Below are 24,694 nucleotides of genomic sequence, written 5' to 3'. Positions count from 1 at the left end.
TGGGGTTTGACACACCACCATCGCGGGCAAGCCCCAGTGCCAGTCAGTTAAGCGCAGATCCCCTGTGGGAGCGGGCTTGCTCGCGAAAGCAGTGGGTCAGTCAACATCAACGTTTGCTGGGCCGACGTCTTCGAGCAAGCCCGCTCCCACATTTGATCTTCACTGCTTTGAGCATTGCGTTCGCTTAACACTCGACAGCACTCACCGCCAACCCGCCCCGCGAGGTCTCCTTGTACTTGTCATGCATATCCGCGCCGGTATCGCGCATGGTGCGGATCACCCGGTCCAGGGAAATAAAGTGCTGGCCGTCGCCCCGCAGGGCCATCTGCGCGGCATTGATCGCCTTGACCGCGGCAATCGCATTGCGCTCGATACACGGCACTTGCACCAGGCCGCCCACCGGGTCGCAGGTCAGGCCAAGGTTGTGTTCCAGGCCGATTTCGGCGGCGTTGCACACCTGCTCCGGCGAGGCGCCAAGAATCTCTGCCAGCCCCGCCGCCGCCATGGCGCAGGCCGAACCGACTTCACCCTGGCAACCCACTTCGGCGCCGGAGATCGACGCATTCTTCTTGCACAGGATGCCGATGGCCGCCGCACCGAGGAAGTAGTCCACCACATTGGCCTCGGTGACTTCTTCGCTGAACTTCATAAAGTAGTGCAGCACCGCCGGGATGATCCCCGCCGCGCCATTGGTGGGTGCGGTGACCATGCGCCCACCGGCGGCGTTTTCTTCGTTGACGGCCAGGGCGAACAGGTTGACCCATTCCATGGCGCTCAAGGTCGAGCCGATCACATTCGGCTTGCCCAGCTCCTGCAAACTGCGGTGCAACTTGGCGGCGCGGCGGCGCACATTCAGGCCACCGGGCAGGATGCCTTCATGCTTGAGGCCCTGCTCGACACAGTCCTGCATGGCACGCCAGAGTTTCATCAGGCCGCTGCGGATTTCTTCCTCGGAGCGCCAGACCTTTTCATTGGCCAGCATCAGGTCGGCAACCCGCAGGTTGTGGGTGTTGCACAACTGCAACAACTCCACCGCACTGGAAAAATCATAGGGCAGCTCGGTGCGGTCCATATCCGCCACGCCGCTGCGCGCCTGGGCCTCATCCACCACAAAACCGCCACCCACCGAATAGTAGGTATCGCGATGCAACTCGGTCTGGGCGCCGTAGACCACCAGGGTCATGGCATTGGGATGGAACGGCAGGTTTTCGTCGATCAGGCGCATGTCCCGCGACCACACAAAGGGCACCGGCACACGGTTGTCCAGCAGCAGCGTCTGCGTCTCACGCAGGGTCTCGATACGCGGGCCGATCTGCGACGGATCAATCGCATCCGGCCACTCGCCCATCAGCCCCATGATCACTGCATTGTCGCTGCCATGCCCGATGCCGGTGGCCGACAACGAGCCATACAGCTGAACTTCGACGCGCTGCACCTGTTCCAAAAGAGCACGTTCACGCAAGTCCTGGACGAACAACGCCGCGGCCCGCATGGGACCGACGGTGTGGGAACTGGACGGCCCGATGCCAATCTTGAACAGGTCGAAAACGCTGATAGCCATTGCGCGAAACTCCTCGATAGCACAGGCCAGGCGCAGTAACGCCTGGTGGCGGAGCTGCTACGCTCAAGTCGCCCAGATGGCGGCATCATCAAGCTTTCGTTGCGCCGTCCGGCGTCTGACACCGACATACCCATGCTCACCAGCGTCGTCCCCTCGCAATGGGGCGTAATCGCCGTTTTTTGCGGCGCAGATCGAGAAAAAGTGCAGTTTTGCCTGTGGAAAAACCTGTATGCGACGTCACCGACACTGGATACGACCATCCCTGTACTGGATGCGACCCACCCTGTAGGCGTCAGATTTTCACTGGTACATGATCAGTCTCGACTCGTTTGCAAGGTACCGAGGCTGCACGTTGCTCGCACGCCCCAACTGCAACACTTATAAGCGCGGTCTCGCACCGCCGGAAAAACACCAGGAGTCCAAACCCATGAAAGGTTCCCCCCCGTTGTTGTTGGCCGCCATGCTGAGTCTTCCCTTTGCGGCCCACGCTGCTGATCCCGAGCAGTGCAGCACCGTCAACTTCTCCGATGTCGGCTGGACCGATATCACCGTCACCACCGCCACCACCAGCGAAATCCTCAAGGGCCTGGGCTACAAGCCCCGAACCACGATGATTTCCGTGCCTGTGACCTACAAGTCCCTGGCCGATGGCAAGAACATGGATATCTTCCTCGGCAACTGGATGCCGACCATGGAAAACGACATCAAGCAGTACCGTGATGCCGGCACCGTGGAAACCGTGCGCGCCAACCTGGAAAACGCCAAGTACACCCTGGCAGTGCCACAAGCGCTGTACGACAAGGGCCTGAAGGACTTTGCCGATATCGCCAAGTTCAAGAAGGAGCTGGGCGGCAAGATCTATGGCATTGAACCGGGCAACGACGGCAACCGCACGATCCAGAGCCTGATCGACAAAAATCAGTTCGGCTTGAAAGACGCAGGTTTCAAGGTGGTCGAGTCCAGTGAGGCGGGGATGCTCTCGCAAGTCGAGCGCGCCACCAAACGGGAGCAGGCCATTGTATTCCTGGGCTGGGAACCACACCCGATGAACACCCGGTTCAAGATGAAGTACCTGACTGGCGGTGACGATTCATTCGGCCCCAACTACGGCCAGGCCACCATCTACACCAACACCCGCAAGGGCTACGTGCAGGAGTGCAGCAACGTCGGCCAGCTCCTGAAAAACCTGGTGTTCACCCTCGACATGGAAAGCACCCTGATGGGTAACGTCCTCGACGACAAAATGAAACCCGACGCCGCCGCCAAGGCCTGGCTGAAGAAGAACCCGCAAGTGCTCGACACCTGGCTCGCCGGGGTCACCACCCTTGATGGCAAACCAGGACTTGCCGCCGTAAAAGCCTACCTCGACAAGTAACCGCTGACCCTGGGCCGGCGCGCCGGCCCAGGATGTTTCCCTCTTCGCATGTGGACATTCACTACCATGCTGACTGAACAGAAAATCCCACTAGGCCAGTACATCGCTGCCTTCGTCGAATGGTTGACGCAGAACGGCGCCGATTATTTCGACGCGATCGCATCGACACTGGAAACGATGATCCACGGCGTGACGTTTGCGCTGACCTGGTTCAATCCGCTGGCATTGATCGGTCTGATTGCGCTGCTTGCTCACTACATTCAACGTAAGTGGGGGCTGACTGTATTTGTGATTGCCTCCTTCCTGCTGATCCTCAACCTGGGGTACTGGCAGGAAACCATGGAGACCCTGGCCCAGGTGCTGTTCGCCACCCTGGTCTGCGTGGTCATCGGTGTGCCGCTGGGCATTGTTGCCGCGCACAAACCGATGTTCTACACCGTGATGCGCCCGGTGCTCGACTTGATGCAGACCGTGCCGACCTTTGTTTACCTTATCCCGACCCTGACCCTCTTCGGGCTGGGTGTGGTGCCTGGCCTGATCTCCACGGTGGTGTTCGCGATTGCCGCGCCGATCCGCCTGACCTACCTGGGCATCCGCGATGTACCGCAAGAGTTAATGGATGCCGGCAAGGCCTTTGGCTGCTCGCGCCGCCAGTTGCTCTCGCGCATCGAACTGCCCCACGCCATGCCGAGCATCGCTGCCGGTATTACCCAATGCATCATGCTGTCGTTGTCGATGGTGGTGATCGCGGCCCTGGTGGGCGCCGACGGCCTCGGCAAACCCGTGGTCAACGCGCTGAACACCGCCGACATTGCCCTGGGCTTTGAAGCCGGCCTGGCGATTGTGCTGCTGGCCATCATGCTCGACCGCATCTGCAAACAACCCGACGCCAAAGTAGGGGGTGATGCATGAGCATTATCCGATTCGACAATGTCGATGTGATTTTTTCCAAAGACCCACGCGAAGCCCTCAAGCTGCTGGACGAGGGAATGCACCGCAATGAAATCCTGAAGAAGACCGGGCAGATCGTCGGCGTGGAAAAGGCCAGCCTGGATATCGAGAAAGGCGAGATCTGCGTGCTGATGGGCCTCTCCGGCTCCGGCAAATCCAGCCTGTTGCGCTGTATCAACGGCCTTAACACCGTGAGCCGTGGCCAGTTGTTTGTCGAGCATGAAGGACGCCAGATCGACATCGCCTCATGCACCCCGGCAGAGCTGAAAATGATGCGCACCAAGCGCATTGCCATGGTGTTCCAGAAGTTCGCCCTGATGCCCTGGCTGACGGTGCGTGAAAACATCAGCTTTGGCCTGGAAATGCAGGGCCGCCCCGAAAAGGAACGGCGCAAGCTGGTGGACGAGAAGCTTGAGCTGGTGGGCCTGACCCAATGGCGCAACAAGAAGCCCGACGAACTCTCGGGCGGCATGCAACAGCGCGTCGGCCTGGCCCGCGCCCTGGCGATGGACGCCGATATCCTGCTGATGGACGAACCCTTCTCGGCCCTCGACCCGCTGATCCGCCAAGGCCTGCAGGATGAGTTGCTGGAGCTGCAACGCAAACTGAGCAAGACCATCGTGTTCGTCAGCCACGACCTGGATGAGGCGCTGAAACTGGGTAGCCGGATCGCGATCATGAAAGACGGCAAGATCATCCAGTACAGCGTGCCGGAAGAAATTGTGCTGAACCCGGCGGACGACTATGTGCGCACCTTCGTCGCCCATACCAACCCGCTGAACGTGTTGTGCGGCCGCAGCCTGATGCGCACCCTGGACAACTGCAAGCGGGTCAACGGCTCGGTATGCCTGGATCCGGGCGGCGATTCGTGGCTGGACCTGGCCGAAGGCAACACCATCCAGGGCGCGCGGCAAAATGGCGTGGCAATGAACCTGCAGAACTGGGCGCCGGGGCAAGCCGTGGAAGGCCTGGGGCGGCTACCGACCTTGGTGGATTCGAATATCGGCATGCGCGATGCCTTGCAGATTCGCTACCAGACCGGCAACAAGCTGGTGCTGCACGACAACAACAAAGTGGTGGGGATTCTGGGGGACAGCGAGCTGTACCACGCCCTGCTGGGCAAGAACCTGGGCTAAAAGGCAACACAAAACAAATGTGGGAGCGGGCTTGCTCGCGATTGCAATGTATCAGTCAATGAATCTGGTACTGATACACCGCAATCGCGAGCAAGCCCGCTCCCACATTTTGACCAGATGGTGTCAGTGACGACACCACCCGCCTTCAACCATCAGCTATAGACACGGCCAAGGAGCTGCCGATGGCTTTCAAACTGATCGAGCACATCCCGGGTGATCTGCTCCTGGGTGAAGCCCATCAGGTCGTACTCCTGGCCGCCGTTGTGCAGGTAAACCTCGGCGCGGTAGTAGCGCGCACGCTCCTCGTCGGCCTCGATCGACTCACTCGGCGCCGCCAGGTAGCCGTCCAGGCTCACCTCGTAGACAAACGGGTTGCCTTCCATCTCGATCCGCACGCCAATGCAGCGCTTGGATTTACCCAGCAGCGTCTGCACATCCAGCCCTTGGGCGCGCAGGGCCACGGCGGCTTCTTCCAGCGCCGGGGTGACCTTCTTGTCCATAAAGCGCTGCACCACGGCCTGGCTCGGCTGCAGGTCCTGGGCAGTCAGGCGCTCGCTGAAACCACGACGGCCGCGTTCGGCCAATTGCGCCTGCTCCTGTTCGATGGCCACGTCCTGGCGCATGGCTTTGTGCAAACCGAACATAAAGAAGATCAGCACCACCGAGAACGGCAAGCCCGCCAGCACCACCATGGTCTGCATGGCTTCAAAGTTGCCAGCAAACAGCAAGCCGATGGTCACCAGGGTGATCACCGCCGACCAGAAGATCCGCAGCCAGTGCGGCGCATCCTCATCCACGTTGCCACCTTTGCACGACAGGTTGGCCATCATCACCGCGCCGGAATCCGCCGGCGTCAGGAACAGCACAAAACCCACAAAGATCGACACGCCGATCACCACTTTCGACGCCGGGTAGTACTCCAGCAACTGGTAGATCGCCATGGAGGGTTGCTCCAACGCGGTCTTGCCCAGCTCCACGGCGCCATGGTTGAGCACCAGGTCCAGGGCCGAGTTGCCGAAGATCGACAGCCACGCCAGGGTAAAGCCCAGCGGGATCAGCAGCACGCCCGCCACCAGTTCGCGCACCGTACGGCCACGGGAAATACGCGCGATGAACATGCCCACGAACGGTGCCCAGGAAATCCACCAGGCCCAGTAGAACAGGGTCCACAGGCCCATCCAGCGCTCGGACTTCTCACCATCGCCTTCGTACACGTAGAGGTCGAAGGTTTTCAGCACCAGACCGTTCATGTAGTCGCCGATGTTCTGCACAAAGCCGTTGAGCAGGTGCAGGGTCGGGCCAAACAGCAGCACAAAAATCAGCAGGCCGCTGAACAGCACGATGTTCAGGTTGGACAAGCGACGAATGCCGTTCTCCACGCCCGACACGGCGGCGATGGTTGCCACGGTGCTCATCACGATGATCACGATCAGCAGGTTGGTATTGCTGTGCTCCATGCCGAACAGGTTTTCCAACCCGGACGACACTTGCATCGAACCAATCCCCAGGTTTGTCACCAGGCCCAGCAGGGTCACGAACATGCCGAAGCCGTCAACCGCGTGACCCGCCGCGCCTTTGACCCAACGCTCGCCCATCAATGGGTACAGCGCCGAACGCAGGGCCAGCGGCTGGTTATGGCGGTAGGCGAAGTACGCCACGGCCAGGCCGACCAGCGCGTAGATCGCCCAGCCATGCAGGCCCCAGTGCAGGAAGGTCAGCTGCAACGCCTGGCGCGCGGCCATATGGGTGGCGGCGGCGCCTTCGGGCGGGTTGAAGTAGTGGTCCAACGGCTCGGACGCGCCGAAGTACAGCAACGAAATGCCGATGCCCGAGGAGAACAACATGCCGGCCCAGGCGCCGTAACTGAAGTCCGGGGTATCAGCCTTGCTGCCCAGCTTCAGTTTGCCGTAGGACGAAAACGCCAGGCCCACCACAAATACCAGGTAGGCGGCGATAACCACCATGTAATACCAGCCAAAGCTTTTCGAGAGCCAGGTCTGGGCGACTCCCAGCATTCTGCCGGCCTCTTGCGGGGCGATGATCAGAACGGCGGTCAACAACAGGATCAACGCGGTAGAGGTGTAGAACACCCAACCGTTGACCCGCACTTTTTCCGGTGGGGTCTTTATTAGAGAGGCAGAACTCATGGCACAGAGGCTCCGGGCAGTGCGAGAGAGGACACAAGGCAGCGCTTGACCCACGCCATCGATTTTTCGGCAGTCGACGGACGGGTGTTATAAAGACATCCCGAAAAACCCCAGACCCCAGCAACGCGCTGTCATGGGCTGTTTCAAGGGTTTTTACGGATGTCAGATGCGTCTGCCGACACGTAGGAAATACCTGTAGGCAGCGACCATTTGTCGCAGATCTTATTCTTTGTTGATTGAACGTTCAATCAAAACAAAATAGACTGGCCTTCACGCCGACGAACGTTTACGCCCGTTGGCAGGCCTAAGGAGAGGTGCTACATGCCCAAGGTCGGTATGCAACCCATACGCCGCCAGCAGTTGATCGAAGCCACATTGACGGCCATAGATCAGGTCGGGATGGGGGATGCCAGCATTGCGCTGATCGCCCGTTTGGCCGGCGTCTCGAACGGCATCATCAGTCACTACTTTCAGGACAAGAACGGCCTGATCGCCGCAACGATGCGGTACCTGATGAATGTGCTGATCGAGAATGTCCACGAACGCCGGCAGGCATTGAAGGAAGACACCCCGCGGGCGCACCTTCAAGTGATTATCGGCGGCAACTTCGACGCCAGCCAGGTCAACGGCCCGGCAATGAAAACCTGGCTGGCCTTCTGGGCCACCAGCATGCACCACCCGTCTTTGCACAGGTTGCAGCGGATCAACGATCACCGCCTGTATTCCAACCTGTGCTGCCAGTTCCGCCGTGTGCTGCCGCTGGAAGATGCACGCAGCGCAGCCCGAGGCCTGGCGGCCTTGATCGACGGTTTGTGGTTGCGCGGCGCCCTGTCGGGAGACGCTTTCGACACGGAGCAGGCGCAACGGATCGCTTACGAATACATGGATTTCCAATTGGCCAAGCAGGTGAGTTAGAGCACACATAAACGCTCAACCCCTGAACGGCTACTGAACGGTGTTGCCAGAACCTTATGGCTGCACCTTTTGGTGGTTAACGCCAACCACTTATGCACTTGCGAGGACTTTATGGCCCGTTTCGAACTGCAAAAACTCTACATTGACGGCGGCTACAGCGACGCTGGCAGCGATGCCACCTTCGAAGCCATCAACCCGGCTAACGGTGAAGTTCTCGCCAACGTGCAACGCGCCACATTCGAAGACGTTGAGCGTGCGGTGGTCAGCGCCGAAAAGGGCCAGAAAATCTGGGCCGCCATGACCGCCATGGAGCGTTCGCGCATCCTGCGTCGCGCCGTGGAAATCCTGCGCGAGCGCAATGATGAACTGGCGGCCCTGGAAACCCTGGACACCGGTAAATCCTTCTCTGAAACCAAGTACGTCGACATCGTCACCGGCGCCGATGTGCTGGAATACTACGCAGGCCTGGTGCCCGCCATCGAAGGCGAGCAGATCCCGCTGCGTACCACCTCGTTCGTCTACACCCGCCGCGAGCCGCTGGGCGTGGTCGCCGGTATCGGCGCGTGGAACTACCCGATCCAGATTGCCCTGTGGAAGTCCGCCCCAGCCCTGGCTGCCGGCAACGCGATGATCTTCAAGCCAAGCGAAGTCACCTCGCTGACCACCCTGAAGCTGGCCGAAATCTACACCGAAGCTGGCGTGCCGGATGGCGTGTTCAACGTTCTGACCGGTAGCGGCCGTGAAGTCGGCACCTGGCTGACCGAGCACCCACGCATCGAGAAAATCTCCTTCACCGGCGGTACCGACACCGGCAAGAAGGTCATGGCCAGCGCTTCGAGCTCCTCGCTCAAAGACGTCACCATGGAACTGGGCGGCAAATCCCCGCTGATCATTTTCGACGACGCCGACCTGGATCGCGCCGCCGACACCGCGATGATGGCCAACTTCTACAGCTCCGGCCAGGTCTGCACCAACGGTACCCGTGTGTTCATTCCAAAGCACCTGCAAGCCGCCTTTGAAGCCAAGATCGTTGAGCGTGTTGCGCGCATCCGCGTTGGCAACCCAGAAGACGAAAACACCAACTTCGGCCCACTGGTCAGCTTCGCCCACATGGAAAGCGTGCTGGGCTATATCGCCAAGGGCAAGGAAGAAGGCGCACGCCTGCTGTGCGGCGGCGACCGCCTGACCGACGGCGACTTCGCCAAGGGCGCATTCGTGGCACCGACCGTGTTCACTGACTGCACCGACGACATGACCATCGTGCGTGAAGAAATCTTTGGCCCAGTGATGAGCATCCTCACCTACGAGACCGAAGAAGAAGTGATCCGTCGTGCCAACGACACCGACTTCGGCTTGGCCGCTGGTCTGGTGACCAAGGACCTGAACCGCGCCCACCGCGTGATTCATCAGTTGGAGGCGGGTATCTGCTGGATCAACGCCTGGGGCGAGTCCGACGCGAAGATGCCGGTTGGCGGCTACAAGCAGTCGGGTGTTGGCCGTGAGAACGGCATCAGCTCGCTGAACAACTTCACCCGCATCAAATCGGTACAGGTTGAGCTGGGCGACTACGCCTCGGTGTTCTAAACCCGAGTTCTGTATTGCCTGCGGGGCCGCTATCGAGGGCGAGCCCGGCTCCCACATTTTGATTGTGGGAGCTGGCTTGCCTGCGATGGGGCCCGACCTGACCAACTCCAAAGAGGGTGCATTTATGTCCCAAGAATACGACTACATCATTGTGGGTGCCGGCTCCGCCGGTAACACCCTGGCGACCCGTCTGACCGAAGACGAAGGCGTCACCGTTTTGCTGCTGGAAGCCGGTGGCCCCGACTACCGCCTGGACTTCCGCACCCAGATGCCCGCCGCCCTGGCATTCCCGCTGCAAGGCCGCCGCTACAACTGGGCCTACGAAACCGATCCAGAGCCACATATGGACGGCCGTCGTATGGAATGTGGTCGCGGCAAGGGCCTGGGTGGCTCGTCGCTGATCAACGGCATGTGCTACATCCGTGGCAACGCCATGGACTACGACAACTGGGCAAAACTGCCAGGCCTGGAAGACTGGAGCTACCTCGACTGCCTGCCGTATTTCCGCAAGGCCGAAACCCGCGACATCGGCCCGAACGACTACCACGGTGGCGAAGGTCCGGTCAGCGTGACCACGCCTAAAGCCGGTAACAACCCGCTGTTCCACGCCATGGTTGAAGCTGGCGTGCAGGCCGGTTACCCGCGTACCGAAGACTTGAACGGCTACCAACAGGAAGGTTTCGGCCCGATGGACCGTACCGTGACGCCGAACGGCCGTCGCGCCAGTACCGCCCGTGGCTACCTGGACACCGCCAAGAAGCGCTCGACCCTGACCATCGTCACCCATGCCCTGGCCGACAAAGTGTTGTTCGAAGGCAAGCGTGCGGTCGGCGTGCGTTACCTGATCGGTGCCGCCGAAGAGCGTGTTGAAGCCCGCGCGCGCAAGGAAGTGCTGGTGTGCAGCGGCGCCATCGCCTCGCCGCAATTGCTGCAACGTTCCGGTGTAGGCCCGGCCAAACTCCTGGAAAGCCTCGACATCCCGGTGGTCCACGACCTGCCAGGCGTCGGTGAAAACCTGCAGGATCACCTGGAGCTTTACCTGCAATACGCCTGCACCCAGCCGGTCTCGCTGTACCCGTCGCTGCTCTGGTACAACCAGCCAGCCATTGGTGCCGAATGGCTGTTCAACGGCACCGGCATCGGCGCCAGCAACCAGTTCGAAGCGGGCGGTTTTATCCGCACCCGTGAAGAATTCGAGTGGCCGAACATCCAGTACCACTTCCTGCCGGTCGCGATTAACTACAACGGCAGCAACGGTGTGAAAGAGCACGGTTTCCAGGCGCACATGGGCTCCATGCGTTCGCCGAGCCGTGGCCGTGTGCAAGTGAAGTCGAAGAACCCACGGGACTACCCGAGCATCCTCTTCAACTACATGGCCACCGAGCAGGACTGGCAGGAGTTCCGCGATGGCATCCGCCTGACCCGTGAAATCATGCAGCAGCCGGCACTGGACGCGTTCCGTGGCCGTGAAATCAGCCCGGGCATCGACGTGCAAACCGACGAGCAACTGGACAAGTTCATCCGCGAGCACGCCGAAACCGCGTTCCACCCGTCCTGCTCGTGCAAGATGGGCACCGACGAAATGGCTGTGGTCGATGGCGAAGGCCGCGTGCATGGCATGCAGGGCCTGCGGGTGGTCGATGCGTCGATCATGCCGATCATCACCACCGGCAACCTGAACGCGCCAACCATCATGATCGCCGAAAAAATCGCCGACAAGATGCGTGGCCGCCAGTTGCCGCGCAGCACCGCGGACTACTACGTGGCCGGCGATGCGCCGGTGCGTGGCAAGCCGTTGCGTGAAGTGGGTCCGACCGCGCAGTAACCGCTACACCGCGGCGCTCTTATCGCAGGCAAGCCCGCTCCCACATTTGAACGTATTCACACATCAAAATGTGGGAGGGGGCTTGCTCCCGATGAGACCCGACCAGCCAACACCCATCTTCCCAGACTCTTCCTACACTGCCCCGCCCTTGATCCCACCCCCCGCGCCGGCCTAATCTAGTCCCTCGCGCAAACGTTTCACCTTCCTACCGACACGCCGGCTTCTGCCTGGCCACGAGGCTTTCTCATGTTTGATGTCGTTTCTTCGAGCAAATGGCCTACCGGCTTCCTGATCAATCCAAACGTTGAACCGCTGGACCCGAAATGGCTGAAGGAATTCAGCAAGATCCCGGCGGCGGCCGTCAGCGACTGCCTGGGCCGTAACGTCGGTGGCCTGGGCCTGAAAGCCTTCCACGGCAATGCACCAATGCTCGGCAGCGCCCTCACTGTGCGGGTGCGCCCCGGTGACAACCTGATGATTCTCAAAGCCATGCAGATGGCCCGCCCGGGCGATGTGCTGGTGATCGACGGCAGCGCCGACCTGACCCGCGCGGTGTTCGGCGGCATCATGCGCGCCATGGCCCTGAAGGCCGGCATTGTCGGTGTGGTGATCAACGGCGCCCTGCGCGACCTCGACGAATGGCAGACCGGCGAACTGCCGGCCTACGCCATCGGCGGCGTACACCGTGGCCCGAGCACTGACGGCGGCGGCGAGATCAACGTGCCGATCTCCTGCGCTGGCATGCTGGTAGCCCCTGGCGACCTGATGATCGGCGATGGCGACGGCGTGGTCGCCGCCTCGCGCAGCGAACTGCCGGAATTGCTGGTGCGCTGCCATGACCTGCTGGCCCGCGAGAAAGCCACACTGGCTGCCATCGAAGCCGGCACCCTGGACCCTGACCGCTTTGACGCCATCCTGCGCGCCAAGGGTTGCCCGGTCTAAAGCCAAGGCAAAAGCATCGCAGGCAAGCCAGCTCACACATTTTGATTTGTGAGCACATTCAAAAGGTGGGAGCTGGCTTGCCTGCGATGGGGCCCTCAAAGCCATCACCGCCCACAAGGAAGGCCCCATGTTCGACAAACACCCGCAACTCAAACAACATTTCGCCGCCCTGCGCACCCGCGCCGAATTCTTCTCCCTGCGCTACGTGCGCGAGTCCGGCCAGTACCTGTCGGTACGCAAGAATGTCGCCGAACCGCCGCACCTGGGCCGCGACGAAGGCGCCATGCTCACCGTGCGCCTCAACGGTGTCGAAGCCTACGCGGCCACCCACGATACTTCCCTGACCGGCCTGCAAGCAGCCCTCGAGCGTGCCGAACAACAGGCCCGGCGGATCAAGCCCCACGCCCTGCTCGACCTGCGCGACCAGCCGGTGTCCAGCGACATCGCCGACTACCTGTCGCCAGAGCTTGACCAAGCCTTCCCGTCCCTGAGCGACTGCTACCAACTGCTCGGCGCAGAGTCAGCGGCCGTGCCCAGGGACGAGCGCCTGGTGAACTGGGAAGTCAGCCTGGGCACCACCCACGTTGAACAGATCTACCTCAACAGCGCCGGCGCGCAACTGCGCCAGGCCCAGCGTTTTGTGTTCCCCGGCGTCAATGTGACCGCCTACCACGGCAACGACAGCCAGACCCGCACCCTGGGTGGCAGCAACTTTGGCCAGCAAGGCGGCTTTGATGTGATCAGCCGCTTCGGCCTGGTAGGCGCCGCGCCACGGGTGGCCGACGAGGCCCTGCAACTGCTGCTGGCCCCCAACACGCCCCAGGGCCCGCGCGACCTGCTGTTGATGCCCGACCAGATGATCCTGCAGATCCATGAATCCATCGGCCACCCGCTGGAGCTGGACCGCATTCTCGGCGACGAGCGCAATTACGCCGGCACCAGCTTCGTCAAGGCCAGCGACTTCGGGCACCTGCAATACGGCTCCAACCTGCTCAACGTGACCTTTGACCCGGACATTCCCGAGCAACTGGCCAGCTACGCCCATGACGACGACGGCACGCCCGCCAACAAGCAGTTCCTGATCCGCAACGGCCTGCTGCTCAAGCCCCTGGGCGGGGCGCTGTCGCAGTACCGCTCGGGCATGGGCGGCGTGGCCAACAGCCGCGCCAGCAGTTGGAACCGCGCACCCATCGACCGCATGGCCAACCTCAATATCGAGGCTGGCGACCAGAGCCTGGCGCAACTGATCGGCGGCATCGAGCACGGCATCCTGATGTCGACCAACCGTTCCTGGTCGATCGACGATGCGCGCAACAAGTTCCAGTTCGGCTGCGAGTGGGGCCAGTTGATCGAGAACGGCGAACTCAAGGGCGTGGTGAAGAACCCCAACTACCGGGCGATTTCCGCGCAGTTCTGGCGCAAGCTCAGTGCCGTGGGCGATGCCAGCACCTTCAAGGTGCTGGGCACGCCCAACTGCGGCAAGGGCGAGCCGAACCAAGTGATCCGCGTCGGCCATGCATCGCCGGCGTGTGTCTTCAGCGATGTGGATGTGTTTGGGGGAGACGCCTGATGAAGGCTTTCAAGGACCTGGTGGAATGGCTCAAGCAAGCCATCACCGATGGGGAACAGTTTCATCTGGGCTACGCGGCGGAGTCGTCCGAATTCGTGCGTTTCAACCACGCCAAGGTGCGCCAGGCCGGCCAGGTACAGCAGGCCAGCGTCAACCTCAAGCTGATCAACGATGGCCGGCACGCCGACCTGGCCATCACCCTGGCCGGCACCCCCGAGGTGGACCGCCAGCGCCTGGCCGAGGGCCTGCAGCAATTGCGCGACACCTTGCCCTTGCTGCCCAAAGATCCTTACCTGCTGCTCAATCACACGGCCTGGCAAAACAGCAGCGAGCAGGCCCAGGCGCTGCCGGACCTCGATCAAGTCCTGGGCGAAATCAGCCAGGGCGCCCAAGGTTTCGACCTGGTCGGCATCTATGCCGCCGGGCCGATCAGCCGCGGGTTCGCCAGCTCGTCGGGGGCTTTTGGCTGGCACCAGGCCAATAGCTTCAACTTTGATTTCAGCCTGTTCCATGCCAATGGCGAAGCGGTCAAGGCCAGCTACGCCGGCGATGCCTGGGACAGCGCGGCATTTACCCAGCGTTTGCAGCAAGCCCGCGAACAACTGGAGTTTCTTGGCCGGCCCTTGCACACCCTGGCGCCCGGCCAATACCGCGCCTACCTGGCACCGGCGGCCATGGAAGAAATCATCGGCATGCTCGCCTGGGGTGGTTTTTCTGCGCAGGCCATCGCCAGCAAGGGCAGCCCGTTGCAGCGCCTGTATGCTGGCGACCAGGCCCTGAGCCCGCTGGTGGGCATGGGCGAACAGATCACCGGCTCCCTGAGCCCGGCGTTTTCCCGGGACGGTTACCCGCGCAACGACGTGACCTTGATCGCCAATGGCCAGGCGCAAGGGCAACTGGTCAACTCGCGCAGCGCCGCCGAATACGGCTTGAGCACCAACGGCGCCGGCGGCGATGAGTCCCCCAGCGCCTTGCAGATGGCCGCCGGCAGCCTGGCCCAGGCCGATATCCTCAAGCAACTGGGCACCGGCCTGTACATCAGCAACCTGTGGTACCTGAACTACTCCGACCAGCCGGCGGCGCGCCTGACGGGCATGACCCGCTTCGCCACGTTCTGGGTCGAAGACGGCGAGATCAAGGCACCGGTCAGCACCATGCGCTTTGACGATAGCGTCTACCACCTGCTGGGGTCGCAGTTGGAAGCGCTGACCGCCGAGCGCGAGTTGCTGCTGTCGGCCAGCACCTATGGCGAGCGCAACACCTCGTCCAACCTGCTGCCGGGCGCGTTGGTAAAACGCCTGACCCTGACCTTGTAAACGCCCGGCTTGTGCTGTGGCGAGGGGGCTTCTCGCCACAACAAGCGCGCGCCTTGCCACAATTTAAGCTGGCTCCTACAGGGGAATACCCTGGGTTCTGATGAACCTTCCCTGGCAGCATCCCGTTGGTTGGCGGACTGTTGTCGACGCTCGAAAACCTCGTTATAACGGTTAGTGGCATCCCGCCACTCTCAACCCATTTGTTCGCAAATGATGCATGACCTCGCCCGGGACTGGGCGAGCCGGAGCGTTGACATGTACCAAGGAAGTTTTGTCATTGATAAGTTGTTCAAGCACTACAACGTTCACGTAGAGCAATTGGGTAACGATCCGCAACGCAAGACCGTGCTGTTGGTCAACGGCGCGCTGTCCACCACCCGCTCATTCGCCCGCACCAGCAAGTGCCTGGCCGAGCATTTCAATGTGTTGATGTTCGACTTACCGTTTTCCGGCTATTCGCGCCCCCACAACACTGATCTGGACCTGGTGACCAAGGACGACGAAGTCGAGATCCTGCGGGCGCTGGTGGAGCGTTTCCAGGTCAACCACCTGGTGTCGGCCTCCTGGGGTGGCATCTCGACCCTGCTGACCCTGGCGCACAACCCGCCTTCCATCGAAAGCTCGGTGGTGATGGCCCTGGCGCCCAATCTCAACCCGGCAATGCTCGAATATGTGGAGCGAGTGCGGGTGCTGATCGAGGCCGATGACAAGTCTGCCGTCGGCCACTTGCTCAATGAGACCGTCGGCAAATTCCTCTCCAGCCGGCTCAAGCGCAATAACCATCGGCACCTGTCGACCATGGCCACCACCGAGTACCGCCAGGCGCGCTTTCATATTCATCAGGTGCTTGCCCTGGGCGATGGCAACTACCTGCCGCAATTGCGCCAGATCGAAACCCCGGTGCATTTTCTCAACGGCACCCTGGACGAATACACCCCGGCCAATGAAGCCCAACTGTTCAAGCAATACGTGGGCCGCAGCAGCTTTGCCAGCGCCGAGCACACCGGCCATTTGCTCGACCTGGAGTCGCGGGAGGCGGCGCTGGCGGTGCATCGCGCGCTGATCGACTTCCTGGTGGGCAAGGACGTGGCCATCGCTGATATAGACGAACCGCCAGTGGGAAAATCGGCAGAGGTTGGCGCATAATCGGCAACCCATAGCCTGCTAACAAAAAGGGATCTCATGCCGAATCGTGTCGTGCTCGATGCCAAGACCGCCCGCTGGTTACCCTGGGTGGTAGCGATTGCCTTCTTCATGCAGTCGCTCGACGGCACGATTCTCAACACGGCACTGCCCGCCATGGCCGAGGACCTGGCGGAAAACCCGCTGCGCATGCAGGGCGTGATCATCGCCTACATGCTCACCGTGGCCTTGCTGATCCCGGCCTCGGGCTGGATCGCCGACCGTTTCGGCACCAAGAAGATTTTCTTCGGCGCGATCATGCTGTTCAGCATCGGCTCGCTGCTGTGCGCCCTGTCCAGCAGCCTGAGCATGCTGGTGGGCGCACGGGTGATCCAGGGTCTGGGCGGCGCGCTGATGCTGCCGGTGGGCCGGCTGGTGGTGCTGCGCGCCTACCCGCGCTCGGAGCTGGTGCGGATCATGGGTTTTATCACCATTCCCGGCCTGCTCGGCCCCCTGCTCGGCCCGACCATGGGCGGCTGGATGGTGCAGTACCTGACCTGGCACTGGATTTTCCTGATCAACCTGCCGGTGGGCATGATCGGCTGCTACGCCGTGTGGAAATTCATCCCCGACCTGCGCGGCAGCGAGCGTACTCGCTTCGACAGCCTGGGCTTTTTGCTGTTTGGCGCGGCAATGGTGCTGATCACCATTGCCATGGAAGGCCTGGGCGAGCTGCACCTGTCGCACTTGCGCGTGATGTTGTTACTGTTCGGTGGCATGGCGTGCCTGGCGGCCTACTGGCTGCGCGCCGGGCATATCGAAAACCCACTGTTCTCGCCGGTGCTGTTCAAGACCCGGACCTTTGCCGTGGGCATTCTCGGCAACCTGTTCGCGCGCCTGGGCAGCGGCGCCCTGCCGTTCCTCGTGCCGTTGCTGCTGCAGATCGCCCTGGGTTACTCGCCGTCCCAGGCCGGGATGAGCATGCTGCCCCTGGCGGCAGCGGCGATGGTCGCCAAGTCGGTCGCCCGGCCGTTGATCGAACGCCTGGGCTATCGCGTCGTGCTCACCGGCAACACCCTGCTGCTGGGCATGATGCTGGCGAGCATGGGCCTGGTCAGCGAACAGACGCCCTACCCGCTGTTGCTGGCGATGCTCGCGGTACTGGGGGCGATCAACTCCCTGCAATTTACCGCGATGAACACCGTGACCCTGATCGACCTCGACGATGCCCAGGCCAGCAGCGGCAACAGCCTGCTGTCGGTGGTGGCGCAACTGGCCCTGAGCCTGGGGGTGGCCTGCGCCGGTGCCCTGCTTGGCGGGTTTACTGCCCAAGCCGGTAACGATGGGGTCAACACCGTGCTCGAGGCGTTCCAGTTGACGTTCCTTACCGTGGGCATCATGGCGATGCTGGCGGCAGCGATCTTCCTGCAATTGTCGCCAAAAGACGGCAAACGAGTGGTCAGCCGCGAGCACGACATTGAGCATTAGGCGGCGTCTCGTCTAGAACTTGCAGGGAAATTCCCACGGGGCTGGTACACTGCGCGACATTTTGTTTTTGCAGAGCCTGTCCCGTGACCACCATCGCCACCGCTTTTAATACTTTGCCGCTCTCCGCCGCCATGCTGGCTAACCTTGACTCGCTGGGTTATGCCGAGATGACGCAGATCCAGGCGCAAAGCTTGCCGGTGATCCTCAAGGGGCTGGACCTGATCGCCCAGGCCAAGACCGGCAGCGGCAAGACCGCCGCCTTCGGCATCGGCCTGTTGAACCCGATCAACCCGCGCTACTTCGGTTGCCAGGCCCTGGTGATGTGCCCGACCCGCGAGCTGGCTGACCAGGTGGCCAAGGAAATCCGCCGCCTGGCCCGCGCCGAAGACAACATCAAGGTGCTGACCCTGTGCGGCGGCGTGTCCCTCGGCCCGCAGATCGCTTCCCTGGAACATGGCGCCCACGTCATCGTCGGCACCCCGGGCCGCATCCAGCAACACCTGCGCAAGGGTTCGCTGGTGCTGGACGGTTTGAACACGCTGATCCTCGATGAAGCCGACCGCATGCTCGACATGGGTTTCTACGACGCCATCGAAGACATCATCAGCAAGACCCCGGCCCGTCGCCAGACCCTGTTGTTCTCGGCCACCTACCCGGTGAGCATCAAGCAACTGGCCTCCAAATTCATGCGCGCGCCGCAGCAGGTCAAGGCCGAAGCGTTCCACTCCGATGAGCAGATCGAGCAGCGTTTCTACGAAATCTCCCCGGAAGAACGCATGGACGCGGTGACCAAGGTGCTGTCGCACTTCCGTCCGGCCTCTTGCGTGGCCTTCTGCTTTACCAAGCAGCAAGTGCAGGAAACCGTGGATCACCTGACCGCCAAGGGCATTTCTGCAGTCGGCCTGCATGGCGACCTGGAACAGCGCGACCGTGACCAGGTGCTGGCAATGTTCGCCAACCGCAGTACTTCGGTACTGGTGGCCACCGACGTGGCGGCCCGAGGCCTGGACATTGACTCGCTGGACATGGTGATCAACGTCGAACTGGCCCGCGATTCGGAAATCCACATCCACCGCGTCGGCCGTACCGGGCGTGCCGGTGAGACCGGGATCGCCATCAGCCTGGTGGCGCCGTCCGAGGCACACCGTGCCCAGGCCATCGAACTGCTGCAAAAGGCCCCGCTGAACTGGGATCAACTGAGCAACCTCAAATCCCAGGGCGGCGCGCCGCTGCTGCCGGTGATGAGCACGTTGTGCATTGCTGCCGGTCGTAAAGACAAGGTCCGCCCAGGCGACATCCTCGGCGCGCTGACCGGTGAAGCCGGGATCCCGGGCGCCCAGGTGGGCAAGATCGCGATCTTTGACTTCCAGGCCTATGTGGCAGTGGAGCGTAGCGTCGCCAAGCAGGCGTTGCAGCGTTTGAATGACGGCAAGATCAAGGGCCGCTCGTTGCGCGTGCGGATCCTGTAAAGCTCTTCGATTCAATGGAGATCCAATGTGGGAGCGGGCTTGCTCGCGAATGCGGTGTACCAGTCGCCAGATGGGTTGGCTGACAGTCCGTATTCGCGAGCAAGCCCGCTCCCACATTTCTGATTGCATTTGAGATCAATATTTTGTGAGGACACCGTTTTGCGCTCGACCGAAGTTGTGATCATTGGCGCTGGCGCCGCAGGCTTGATGTGCGCGCTGACCGCCGCCGGGCGTGGGCGCAAGGTGATGTTGATCGACCATGCGAACAAGGCCGGCAAGAAGATCCTGATGTCCGGCGGTGGCCGCTGTAACTTCACCAATATGTACACCGAGCCTGCCAACTTCCTCTCGCACAATGCGCACTTCTGCAAATCCGCCCTGGCCCGTTACACCCAGTGGGATTTCATCGGGCTGGTGGCCAAGCATGGCGTGCCGTACCACGAGAAGAAGCTCGGCCAGCTGTTCTGCGATAACAAATCCAGCGACATCCTCGGCATGCTGCTCGACGAATGCATCCAGACCGGCGTGAGTCTGCACCTGGACACCTCGATCCAGGAGATCGCCAGGCTCGACAGCGGCTACCAACTGCAGACCACCCTCGGCGAGCTGCGCTGTGAGTCCCTGGTGATTGCCACCGGCGGCCTGTCGATTCCGACCCTGGGCGCCACCGGTTTTGGTTATCAGGTGGCCAAGCAGTTCGGCCATGAACTGCTGCCGACCCGTGCAGGTCTGGTGCCGTTTACCATCACCGATCAGCTCAAGGAACTGTGTGGCGAGCTGTCCGGCACCTCGGTCGATTGCCTGGTCAGCTGCAACGACCAGAGCTTTCGCGAGAACATTTTGTTCACCCATCGCGGCCTGAGCGGGCCGGCGATTTTGCAGATCTCCTCGTACTGGGAGCCCGGCGACACGGTAGAAATCAACCTGCTGCCCGACCACGACGCCCACGCCTGGCTGCAACAGCAACAGGCCGAGCGCCCCAACAGCGAACTCAAGACCCTGCTGGGCGAGATCTTCACCAAGAAGATGGCCAACCTGCTGGCCGAGACGTGGTTTGTGTCCAAGCCGATGAAGCAGTACACCCACGCCGAACTGGCAGATATCGCTACCAAGCTGGGCAGTTGGCAATTGGTCCCGGCCGGCACCGAGGGCTACCGCACCGCCGAAGTCACCCTGGGCGGGGTGGATACGCGGGAAGTGTCGTCCAAGACCATGGAGTCGCTGAAAAGCCCCGGCCTGTACTTTATCGGCGAAGTGCTGGATGTGACCGGGCACCTGGGCGGGTTCAACTTCCAGTGGGCCTGGGCTTCGGGGTATGCGGCGGCGCAGTACGCCTGAACGGTAATGTGATCAACTGTGGGAGCGGGCTTGCTCGCGAATACGGTGGGTCAGTCAGCTCATTCAGCGACTGACACTCCGCATTCGCGAGCAAGCCCGCTCCCACATTTTGATGGGGTGTGCCAAAACAATTTTTGCTTATGAATGTGATCGCCACGCTTGCCGTGACGTCATTACTGGCTCAATTTAGCGGCATCGTCCCGGAAGACCCCAGACTTCATGTCCTCGACCTCGTTCAAGCAGTCCATGCGGCGCCTTTGGGCACTGGATAAGTTCAGTTACAGCGTACGGGTGTTTATCGCCCTCACCGGCAGCATGGCGCTGTGCTGGTATCAGGATGAAATGTCGCTGCTGATCCCGCTGTTCCTGGGGATTATCGCCAGCGCCCTGGCCGAAACCGATGACAGCTGGCAGGGCCGCCTCAATGCGCTGGCGGTGACGCTGGTGTGTTTCAGCGTGGCGGCGCTGTCGGTGGAGTTGCTGTTTCCCTACCCGTGGATTTTTGCCATCGCCATCGCCCTGGCGAGTTTCTGCCTGACCATGCTCGGCGCCTTGGGCGAGCGTTATGGCGCCATTGCCTCGGCCACTTTGATTCTGTCGGTCTACACCATGATCGGCGTGGACCAGCGCGGCGGCGCCGTCACCGACTTCTGGCACGAACCCTTGCTGCTGGTAGCCGGTGCCGCCTGGTACGGCGCGCTGTCGGTGCTGTGGCAGGCAATGTTTTCCAACCAGCCGGTGCAACAGAGCCTGGCCCGGCTGTTTCGCGAGCTGGGGCGTTACCTCAAGCTCAAGTCATCGCTGTTCGAGCCCATTCGCCAACTGGACGTCGAAGCGCGGCGCCTGGAGCTGGCGCAACAAAATGGCCGGGTGGTGGCGGCGCTCAATGCGGCCAAGGAAATCATCCTGCACCGTGTCGGCAATGGCCGGCCGGGCTCCAAGGTCAGTCGCTACCTCAAGCTGTACTTCCTGGCCCAGGACATCCACGAGCGCGCCAGTTCCTCCCACTACCCCTACAACGCCCTGGCCGAAGCCTTCTTCCACAGCGATGTGCTGTTCCGTTGCCAGCGCCTGCTGCGCCAGCAAGGCAAGGCCTGCCAGGCCCTCGCCGAGTCGATCCAGCTGCGCCAGCCGTTTGTCTATGACGCCAGCTTCGCCGAGGCCCTGGGCGACCTGAATGCCTCCCTCGAACACCTGCGCATCCAGAGCAACCCGGCCTGGCGTGGCCTGCTGCGTTCGTTGCGCGCGCTGGCGGCCAACCTGTCGACCCTCGACCGCCTGCTCAGCGACGCCAGCAACCCCGACAGCCTGGCAGATGCCAGCGACAGCAGCCTGCTGGACCGCTCGCCGCGCAACCTCAAGGAAATGTGGACGCGCCTGCGTACCCAACTGACCCCGACTTCGCTGCTGTTCCGTCACGCCCTGCGCCTGCCCCTGGCGCTGAGTGTCGGCTACGGCATGGTGCATTTGATCCACCCGTCCCAGGGCTACTGGATCATCCTCACCACCCTGTTCGTCTGCCAGCCCAACTACGGCGCCACGCGGCGCAAGCTTGGCCAGCGAATCGTCGGCACGGCCATCGGCCTGACGGTGGCCTGGGCCCTGTTCGATCTGTTCCCTAACCCCTTGGTGCAGTCGATGTTCGCCATCGCCGCCGGGCTGGTGTTCTTTATCAACCGCACCACCCGCTACACCCTGGCCACCGCCGCCATTACCCTGATGGTGCTGTTCTGCTTCAACCAGGTGGGCGATGGGTATGGGCTGTTCCTGCCGCGCCTGTTCGATACCTTGCTCGGCAGCCTGATCGCCGGGCTGGCGGTGTTCCTGTTCCTGCCGGACTGGCAAGGCCGACGCCTGAACAAAGTGCTGGCCAACACCCTGACCTGCAACAGCATCTACTTGCGCCAGATCATGCAGCAATATGCCGCCGGCAAGAGCGACGACCTGGCCTACCGCCTGGCCCGGCGCAATGCGCACAACGCCGACGCCGCGCTGTCCACCACCCTGGCCAATATGCTGATGGAACCGGGGCACTTCCGTAAGGAAGCCGACGTTGGCTTCCGCTTCCTGGTGCTGTCCCACACCTTGCTCAGTTACCTGTCGGGGTTGGGTGCCCACCGCGACACCCAACTACCGGCCGATGTGCGCGAGCACCTGATCGAAGGCGCGGGCAAGACCCTCGCCACGAGCATCGACGAAATCGCCAGTGGGTTGGCGAACAAACAGCCGATTGCGGTGCAGAGCGATGCCGAGGAAGCGCTGGCAGTGGAGCTGGAGCAGATGCCGGATGAGATCGACGAAGCACAGCGCCTGGTGCAGACGCAGTTGGCATTGATCTGTCGGCAACTGGGGCCGTTGCGCACGCTGGCGGCGCATTTGATCAAGGAAACCAGTGCGGCTTAGAGCCCTATCGCGAGCAAGCCCGCTCCCACATTTTGATCTGCGAATACGGGCATGCTCGCGATGGCGGCCTCAAGAACACTACATCCCGTGTTGCTTGAGAAGACGCGCATAACTGCCATCTGCCTTCATCCGGGCAATCTCCCGATCAAACCCCGCAACAATCTGCTCATGCCTGGGATTTTTCAGGCTGACCAGAATATGCAGGCTGTTCTCACTCAAGGTCTTGGGCAGGAATTCCACCGCGTTGCGCACCCTGGGTGATTCCCGCGCCAGGTGAAAACGCGCGACATACTCATCCTCGACCGTCAGCCGCACGCGCCGGGCCGCGAGCATGCGCACGGCCATGGCGAAGTTATGCACCGGGACTTTTTGCAGTTGGGGATCGGCATCGAACTCCGCCGAATAGGCGTAGCCGCGTACCACGGCGACGGGATAGTCATGCAGTTGCTGCAGGTTCTGGAACTCGATGGGATCATCACGGCGCTTGATAAAACGCACGCGGTTGAGCAGGTACTCGTCGGAAAACTGCCCCAACTGCGTACGCGCCTCGTCGTACCAGGCATTGATCAACACGTCATAACGCCCGTCGCCCACCCCCATCAACGCCCGCGCCCACGGCACTTGCTCGAAATCGCTGGCAAAGCCGGCACGCGCCAGGGCGGTGCTGACGATATCGGTGGCCAGCCCGCCATTGAGCAGGGTCGCATCGGTAAACGGCGGCCATGCATCTGCCACCAGGCGCAAACGTTCTGCGGCCACCGTCGGGACCAGCAACAGCAATACCAGCAAAGCAACGGCACGAGACAGTCGCAGCATGCTTAATGTCCTTGCACAGCGGGCAGTTCCTTGCGGGCAATGGCGTCTGGAAGAACAATGCCCAGGCACATGACTGTAGCTTATCGCTCGCGGTGTACAGCAGATTACACAAAGAACTGAACCGCGAAAGCACTCAATGATGGCAAATTGACGTCATTCACAAAAAATAAGGTTTCACAGGTGTTTATGCCACCCCCCAAGACAGTTGCCGGCCAGGGCATTACTATCCAGGCTAGGTCTTTATGCGAGATGGAACGATGACTGTCGATTGGGTTTGCAAGCACCACAATGATCTGGGCAAGGAACAGCTCTACGCCATTTTGCGTCTGCGGGCAGAGGTATTTGTCGTCGAGCAGAAATGCATCTATCAGGACATCGACGATCAGGATCTGGAGGGCGACACCCACCACCTGATGGCCTGGAAGGACAACCAATTGGTGGCTTACCTGCGCCTGCTGGACCCGGAGCTGCATGGCGGTGACGTGGTTATCGGCCGCGTGCTGGTGGCCGAGGCAGCCCGGGGCACTGGCCTGGGCCACCAGATGCTGGAGGAAACCCTCAAGCAGATCGACGATATCTGGCCGCAGACACCGATTTTTCTTTCAGCCCAGGCGCATTTGCAGGGGTACTACGGCAGATACGGGTTCAAGGTCGAGGGTGAGGAATACCTGGAGGATGATATTCCGCATATTGGGATGCGGCGCGCTTGAGGATGCTATCGAGGGCAAGCCCGCTC

At 61.6% G+C, this 24,694-nt stretch carries 18 protein-coding genes; 15 read left to right on the top strand and 3 right to left on the bottom strand.

Annotated elements, in window-relative coordinates; translation table 11 throughout:
• Positions 1 to 184: 184 nt before the first annotated feature.
• Entirely contained in the window at positions 185 to 1,561 is a 1,377-nt protein-coding gene (locus HBR93_RS08540; protein ID WP_057440252.1) for an L-serine ammonia-lyase, read from the bottom strand.
• Between the two features lie 427 nt (positions 1,562 to 1,988).
• On the opposite strand from HBR93_RS08540, the gene HBR93_RS08535 reads away from it, so the two are divergent.
• From HBR93_RS08535 to choV, 3 genes are all read left to right on the top strand, one after another.
• Entirely contained in the window at positions 1,989 to 2,936 is a 948-nt protein-coding gene (locus tag HBR93_RS08535) for a choline ABC transporter substrate-binding protein (RefSeq protein WP_057960844.1), read from the top strand.
• A 66-nt stretch (positions 2,937 to 3,002) separates the two neighbouring features.
• Complete coding sequence (gene choW / locus HBR93_RS08530; RefSeq protein ID WP_057440251.1) at positions 3,003 to 3,848, top strand: choline ABC transporter permease subunit; 846 nt, start codon at positions 3,003 to 3,005, stop codon at positions 3,846 to 3,848.
• The gene (choV, locus tag HBR93_RS08525) at positions 3,845 to 5,023 is read left to right on the top strand and encodes a choline ABC transporter ATP-binding protein (RefSeq protein WP_029300678.1); all 1,179 of its coding nucleotides are present in this window, start codon (positions 3,845 to 3,847) and stop codon (positions 5,021 to 5,023) included. The genes choW and choV overlap by 4 nt, the downstream gene beginning before the upstream one ends.
• A 152-nt stretch (positions 5,024 to 5,175) precedes the next feature.
• Here choV and HBR93_RS08520 read toward each other — a convergent pair whose 3' ends face one another.
• Positions 5,176 to 7,113, bottom strand: a complete 1,938-nt coding sequence (locus tag HBR93_RS08520) for a BCCT family transporter (RefSeq protein ID WP_232545555.1) — start codon at positions 7,111 to 7,113, stop codon at positions 5,176 to 5,178.
• 378 nt (positions 7,114 to 7,491) lie between these two features.
• On the opposite strand from HBR93_RS08520, the gene betI reads away from it, so the two are divergent.
• From betI to yccS, 11 genes are all read left to right on the top strand, one after another.
• Positions 7,492 to 8,085, top strand: a complete 594-nt coding sequence (betI, locus tag HBR93_RS08515; RefSeq protein WP_057440248.1) for a transcriptional regulator BetI — start codon at positions 7,492 to 7,494, stop codon at positions 8,083 to 8,085.
• Positions 8,086 to 8,196: 111 nt separating this feature from the next.
• Positions 8,197 to 9,669: a betaine-aldehyde dehydrogenase gene (gene betB / locus HBR93_RS08510; protein ID WP_057444317.1), complete on the top strand. Its 1,473-nt coding sequence runs from the start codon at positions 8,197 to 8,199 to the stop codon at positions 9,667 to 9,669.
• A gap of 124 nt (positions 9,670 to 9,793) precedes the next feature.
• Positions 9,794 to 11,494 (top strand): choline dehydrogenase, encoded by a 1,701-nt coding sequence (betA, locus tag HBR93_RS08505; RefSeq protein ID WP_057440344.1) that lies wholly within the window; start codon positions 9,794 to 9,796, stop codon positions 11,492 to 11,494.
• A gap of 246 nt (positions 11,495 to 11,740) precedes the next feature.
• Positions 11,741 to 12,436: an RraA family protein gene (locus HBR93_RS08500; RefSeq protein WP_029297314.1), complete on the top strand. Its 696-nt coding sequence runs from the start codon at positions 11,741 to 11,743 to the stop codon at positions 12,434 to 12,436.
• A gap of 127 nt (positions 12,437 to 12,563) precedes the next feature.
• Positions 12,564 to 14,006 (top strand): TldD/PmbA family protein, encoded by a 1,443-nt coding sequence (locus tag HBR93_RS08495; RefSeq protein ID WP_120734269.1) that lies wholly within the window; start codon positions 12,564 to 12,566, stop codon positions 14,004 to 14,006.
• Complete coding sequence (locus HBR93_RS08490; RefSeq protein WP_169960126.1) at positions 14,006 to 15,322, top strand: TldD/PmbA family protein; 1,317 nt, start codon at positions 14,006 to 14,008, stop codon at positions 15,320 to 15,322. The genes HBR93_RS08495 and HBR93_RS08490 overlap by 1 nt, the downstream gene beginning before the upstream one ends.
• Positions 15,323 to 15,577: 255 nt before the next feature.
• Complete coding sequence (locus tag HBR93_RS08485; RefSeq protein WP_057444320.1) at positions 15,578 to 16,468, top strand: alpha/beta hydrolase; 891 nt, start codon at positions 15,578 to 15,580, stop codon at positions 16,466 to 16,468.
• 36 nt (positions 16,469 to 16,504) lie between these two features.
• Positions 16,505 to 17,932, top strand: coding sequence for a multidrug transporter subunit MdtD (mdtD, locus tag HBR93_RS08480; protein ID WP_169960125.1), 1,428 nt, complete (start codon positions 16,505 to 16,507; stop codon positions 17,930 to 17,932).
• A 131-nt stretch (positions 17,933 to 18,063) separates the two neighbouring features.
• Positions 18,064 to 19,401 (top strand): ATP-dependent RNA helicase DbpA, encoded by a 1,338-nt coding sequence (gene dbpA / locus HBR93_RS08475; RefSeq protein WP_232545553.1) that lies wholly within the window; start codon positions 18,064 to 18,066, stop codon positions 19,399 to 19,401.
• A gap of 159 nt (positions 19,402 to 19,560) precedes the next feature.
• Entirely contained in the window at positions 19,561 to 20,739 is a 1,179-nt protein-coding gene (locus HBR93_RS08470; RefSeq protein WP_057440244.1) for an NAD(P)/FAD-dependent oxidoreductase, read from the top strand.
• Between the two features lie 219 nt (positions 20,740 to 20,958).
• A complete protein-coding gene (gene yccS / locus HBR93_RS08465; RefSeq protein WP_057440243.1) occupies positions 20,959 to 23,142 on the top strand; it encodes a YccS family putative transporter in 2,184 nt (727 codons plus the stop codon).
• A 78-nt stretch (positions 23,143 to 23,220) separates the two neighbouring features.
• Here yccS and HBR93_RS08460 read toward each other — a convergent pair whose 3' ends face one another.
• Entirely contained in the window at positions 23,221 to 23,958 is a 738-nt protein-coding gene (locus tag HBR93_RS08460) for a transporter substrate-binding domain-containing protein (RefSeq protein WP_057440242.1), read from the bottom strand.
• Positions 23,959 to 24,215: 257 nt separating this feature from the next.
• On the opposite strand from HBR93_RS08460, the gene HBR93_RS08455 reads away from it, so the two are divergent.
• Complete coding sequence (locus tag HBR93_RS08455) at positions 24,216 to 24,668, top strand: GNAT family N-acetyltransferase (protein WP_057960849.1); 453 nt, start codon at positions 24,216 to 24,218, stop codon at positions 24,666 to 24,668.
• Positions 24,669 to 24,694: the final 26 nt, after the last annotated feature.

This window comes from Pseudomonas sp. WS 5411 (assembly GCF_012985595.1).
Taxonomy (GTDB): Bacteria; Pseudomonadota; Gammaproteobacteria; order Pseudomonadales; family Pseudomonadaceae; genus Aquipseudomonas; species Aquipseudomonas shahriarae.
Note: the sequence above shows the minus strand (reverse complement) of the source record. Positions and strands in the feature narration are given on the sequence as shown.